At 43.4% G+C, this 5,699-nt stretch carries 3 protein-coding genes; 2 read left to right on the top strand and 1 reads right to left on the bottom strand.

Features of this window, described 5'->3' with window-relative positions; genetic code table 11:
- Positions 1–511: 511 nt before the first annotated feature.
- Positions 512–1,927 (bottom strand): tRNA 5-hydroxyuridine modification protein YegQ, encoded by a 1,416-nt coding sequence (gene yegQ, locus JMX92_RS12910; protein WP_155587754.1) that lies wholly within the window; start codon positions 1,925–1,927, stop codon positions 512–514.
- Between the two features lie 484 nt (positions 1,928–2,411).
- Between yegQ and JMX92_RS12905 the strand changes: the two genes are divergently transcribed.
- Positions 2,412–2,987 (top strand): hypothetical protein, encoded by a 576-nt coding sequence (locus tag JMX92_RS12905; RefSeq protein ID WP_201546065.1) that lies wholly within the window; start codon positions 2,412–2,414, stop codon positions 2,985–2,987.
- 140 nt (positions 2,988–3,127) lie between these two features.
- Positions 3,128–5,699, top strand: a 2,572-nt coding sequence (locus JMX92_RS12900) for an Ig-like domain-containing protein (protein WP_201546063.1), incomplete at its 3' end; no start/stop codon positions are given.

The following is a 5,699-nucleotide window of genomic DNA, read 5'->3' as shown; positions in this document are numbered from 1 at the left end:
CGCACCTGCTGTGATGGCAGGATTGTTCCAGTGGCTTAATTTTAACGAACTGGTAAATCATTATTCCCCTGACAAACTACGTCAATTCGCTGATGCGGCTAGTAAATTTGTGTAGATACCTATGCACAAAAGGGACTAGGGTACCAAAGTTAATTTTGTCAGCGGCAATTAAAATGGCACAGTCTATTACTAAAATAAGCCCGGTGATAAACAGTAGGATATTGAAAGCTTTGAGGTAATACGACTGGGGGATAGGCATTATCAAGGGTCTATTGGTTGGCGTCAAAGGTGGGTTTAAGTGTGAAATAAGTGGTGCGTTAGTATACTATCTAAAAGCTTACGCTAAAACCGATAAAACATTTGTCTTTTTGACAGGTTTTAGCGTAAGCGGACGGGCGATATTAGTCGTATCTAAATCAGTAACGTCTACTAATTAATCATATCTAAATCAGTAACGACTCATTGGTAACGACTAAGATAGCGGCAACCATAGACTAACAGCGAATAGATATTAGCTGAAAATGGCCTGCTTTACGTTTTTCATGACCAACGCAAATTGCAAAGTGTCCTTGTCCATCTCTTTAAAGGGGTTACTAATCTGGGCCACCCAACCTGACCCTAAAGCCGCCTCAATCGAATTGCCTTTTTTGTCCCACATCTGCTCAAGCGTATAGGTAACATTGCCTTGTGGGGTCATAATCTCGATGGTGTCGCCGACCTCAAGCTTATTTTTAATCTCAAGCGTTAGACGCTCAGCACTGATGTCGATGACTTCGGCCACAAACTGCTGTTGATCTGTTTTTGAAGCACCATATTCGTAGTTTTGATAATCGCTGTGAACATGACGACGTAAGAAGCCTTCGGTGTAACCACGGTTGGCTAACCCATCTAAAGCACCGATCAATGACTCATCAAAAGGCTTACCTGCCACCTCATCATCAATGGCTTGACGGTATACCTGAGCGGTGCGAGCCACATAATAATGCGACTTGGTTCGACCCTCAATTTTTAAAGAATGTACGCCCATTTGAGTCAGCTCAGGCACCAACTCTACCGCTCGTAAGTCTTTAGAATTCATGATATAGGTACCATGCTCATCTTCGTACATGGCCATTAACTCACCTGGACGGTTTTGCTCTTCTAGCAACACCACCTCATCGCTTGGCGCTTGGACATAGTCATCGCCCATAACCATGTCACCATTTAAATTAACAGTGTCGATTTGCTGAGCTGGGTTGAAGGTTTGTACTGGTACAATATCGCCCGTTTCATTTTCTTGAGCTTTATAAGTATTGTAGCTCCAGCGGCAAGCATTGGTGCAGGTGCCTTGGTTGGCATCACGTTTGTTGATATAGCCGGATAGCAGACAGCGACCAGAGTAGGCCATGCATAATGCGCCATGGACAAAAACTTCAATCTCCATGCCTGGCACTTCATCGATGATTTGCTTAATCTCCTTTAATGACAGCTCGCGTGAGACGATAACGCGGCTTACCCCCATTTGCTTCCAGAACTTAACAGTAGCCCAGTTAACCGCATTGGCCTGTACGGATAAGTGGATTTCTATATCAGGGAAATGTTCACGCACCATCATAATCATGCCGGCATCCGACATAATCAGTGCATCAGGTTTCATCTCAATCACAGGACGGATGTCCTCGATAAAGGTCTTAAGCTTAGCATTATGGGCTTGGATGTTGACCACCACATAAAACTTCTTGCCCAAGCTGTGTGCATACTCAATACCACGGCGCAAATTGTCTTCATCAAAATCATTGTTACGCACGCGCAGACTATAACGTGCCTGCCCGGCATAAACCGCATCGGCACCGTAAGCAAAAGCATACTGCATATTTTTGAATGTACCCGCAGGGCAAAGTAGCTCTGGGGCGCGAGGAGCAGGAGCGATTTGATTTGATTGAGTCATGTGATTACCTATACTTGAGACAGCCACAATTATTGGCCAATTGTGGCTTTAATATACGTATTAATAGAGGATAAAAGCAGGCTATGTGCTAAAGAGTAGGGCGTATTATAAGCTATATGAGCCTATCATTAAATGTTTTAAAGGTTAGAGGCTATTAAGACAAATCGTTAATGGCTCAATTTTATTAATAATGTCTACAGTAAATTTATTAGGTAAGTAGCTCTGGGTTTAGTTTGAAATAAACCCAGTATTAACTATTTATAAAGCTGTTTATAAACAAGGCAATATAGATAGTCATGGCGAATAAAGTTTGATCATTAATTTTTTTTAAGCTTTACTAATTTCATTTCGTAACAATTAAATTATTGAGGATTACAATATACTTAACTACAGTGTAAGTAAAATTTAAATTAAATTATTACTGTAATTAAGTGGTGACATATTCTCATATTAATAAGAATTTAATTCATAAGTTTCATGAAATTTGTTTTTATTTACATCTAACTCAGCTAGTTCAAAATTAGCTGAAGTTAATTATATAAAGATTGCGAGCTTAAAAGTAATGAGCCTCAGAACAAGTGTTTTTATTTATCAATCGACTGCTTCGCTAAATTTTAATTATCTGGCGTTATTTACTCATCTCAAGATTAGTAAGCTTATACACAAGTATTATGCTAAAACTAAAATTTGGGTAGACCGTGCTATCGCAATAGCTATTGGCAGTATAGCCCTTCTTAACGTAACAACATTAAAAAACGCAATTTTACCTGTAGTTAAATACTCAAAAAAATCTATAAATGCTAATGCCAATAAAAACAGAGGCATTAAATTTTGTGTGTCTAAAAATCAACATATTACCCCATATGTATTTCTACATTTGGCTCATGGAACGCTACTCAAACATCAATTTGTCATAACTCACTACATCAGTTCACCTTCCTCCCATTCAAAAAATAATATTGGCGAACTTTATTCATTAGAAAAACTCTATTTTCAAAAACAATCAGTTCAAAAAATAAACTCTCACAAAGTCTTAAGTCTTATAACAACTATTGGCTAAGAAAAGTCATGAGAAGTTGATTGAAAAATAACATTTAAGGCTAGGAGCAATACCGGCATACATTAGCTAAATTCAAGTTTCAAATATTTTGATATTTCTAATTATCATTTCATCAATACTTTAAAATTGTGCAGATTAACATGAAAAAAATTATCATAAAAATAAATAATACAACCAAAACGATAGCTGAGCATACGGTAGTAACTAAAGATGGCAAGCCAACAGTTATTAAGGCTAACAAAAAAGTAAACTATGAGCTTTTTGATCCAGCCACAGGCCATGCACCAAACCATATTGTCACTAAGCGTGTGGGTAGTGATTTACATGTATCAATGGAAGATGATGGCCAAGATAGCGATCTAATCATTGAAGGGTTTTATGATGATACAGATAGCGCATTAATAGGCTTGGCAGAAAATGGTGAGTATTACTACTATATTCCAGATACAGGCGAAGTGGCAGATTATGTCACTCAATTACAAATTGGCGATGTAGAAGGTCAAGCGTTAGGTGGTGAAAGTCAAGTGGCCCCTTGGTGGGTTGGGGCTACCGAAGGCAGTTTTGATACGCTGCCGTGGTTAGTTGGCTTGGCTGGTGCGGGTATTGTTGGTGCTGCTTTAAGCAGTGGTGGCGGATCAAGCTCTAATGACAGACCTATTAAAGATACCACCGCACCAGCGGCGCCAACTGTAGACAACGTCACCAACAACGACACAAATAACGATGGTACCCCAGAGACCACCACCATCAGTGGTAGCACAGAGCCCGGTGCAACCGTGACGGTGACAGACAAAGACGGCAATGTAATTGGCACCACTACTGCAGATGACAATGGCAACTATAGCGTTGATGTACCAGTAATTGCTGAGGGCGACTTGGTTGATGTGACTGCAACCGATGAAGCTGGTAATGAATCACCGGCAACAGAAGCAACTGGCAGTACAGATACTACCGCACCAGCGGCACCAACTGTAGACAACGTCACCAACAACGACACAAATAACGACGGTACCCCAGAGACCACCACCATCAGTGGTAAAACAGAGCCCGGTGCAACCGTGACGGTGACAGACAAAGACGGCAATGTAATTGGTAGCACTACTGCAGATAGCAATGGCAACTACAGTGTTGATGTGCCGGTGATTGCTGAGGGCGACTTGGTTGATGTGACTGCAACCGATGAAGCTGGTAATGAATCGGCGCCAACAGAGACGGTGGGTAGTAAAGACACTACCGCACCAGCGGCACCAACTGTAGATAACGTATCTAACAAAGATATAGATGATGATGGCACACCTGATAAGACAGTTGTTTCTGGTAAAACAAAGCCAGGTGCAACCGTGACGGTGACTGATAAAGATGGTAACGTAATTGGTAGCACTACGGCAGATAGCAATGGCAACTATAGTGTTGATGTACCAGTAATTGCTGAAGGCGACTTGGTTGATGTGACTGCAACCGATACTGCTGGCAACAAATCACCGGCAACAGAAGCAACTGGCAGTACAGATACTACCGCACCAGTGGCGCCAACTGTAGACAACGTCACCAACAACGACACAAATAACGACGGTACCCCAGAGACCACCACCATCAGTGGTAAAACAGAGCCCGGTGCAACCGTGACGGTGACAGACAAAGACGGCAATGTAATTGGTAGCACTACTGCAGATAGCAATGGCAACTACAGTGTTGATGTGCCGGTGATTGCTGAGGGCGACTTGGTTGATGTGACTGCAACCGATGAAGCTGGTAATGAATCGGCGCCAACAGAGACGGTGGGTAGCAAAGACACCACAGCGCCTGCTACGCCGCAAAGTGCGCCAGTGGTTACCGATAATGTCGCCAACGATGGTTCAGGTGATGTGCTTGAGCCAAGTGAAGTGATTAATGATGGTGATAAGAGTAATGACAACACGCCAAGTGTGACGGTTCCAGCCGATCAATTGACGGCTGGTGACACCCCGCAGTTGGTGGTTGATGGGGAAGTTGTGCCTGCAACAGCAGTGACCAATCCAGATGGCAGCGTGACCTTAACACCAACCACACCGCTTAACGATGGCATCCATGAGCTTAGCTACAACGTACAAGATGCGGCGGGTAACACCAGTGGTAATGCCCCAGCGATAACCGTTGATGTAGATACCCAAAACCCTGCTGCGCCAAGTATCGCAGTGAGCCCAGAGGGCGTGGTTACCATCACCCCAGCGGATGATGACAGCACAGAGGTGTCTGTCACTTACACCGATGAAAACGGTATTGAGCAAACTATCACAGCCACCAAAGATCCGGTAACAGGTGAGTGGGAGAGTAATGAGTTACCAGCAGGCGGCAGCATTGATCCAACCACAGGGGCGATTACGCTTCCTGCCGATCAAGTGGACACCAGTAACGATGTCACCGCAACCGCCAAAGATGATGCCGGTAACACAGCGGAGGCAATCAATCATGCTGCGGCGATCACAGATGACAGCGGTGAGGTGGTTGAAGATGGTGCGCTTGTTGCTACAGGTACGGTGACGGTTGTTGATGTTGATACAGGTGAGTCGCTTGCCGCCGCACAAGATGCCACTGCAGGTGACTACGGCAGCTTTAGCATCGATGAAAACGGTGAGTGGACTTATAACCTAGATAATACCAATGCCGCGGTGCAGGCATTGCCTGCTGGTGCGACATTAAGCGAGAGCTTTACTGTTGAATCTATCGATGGCA

Source organism: Psychrobacter sp. H7-1 (genome assembly GCF_904846585.1).
GTDB classification, from domain to species: Bacteria; Pseudomonadota; Gammaproteobacteria; order Pseudomonadales; family Moraxellaceae; genus Psychrobacter; species Psychrobacter raelei.
The sequence above is the reverse complement of the archived record's forward strand: the minus strand, read 5'-3'. Positions and strand labels throughout refer to the sequence as shown.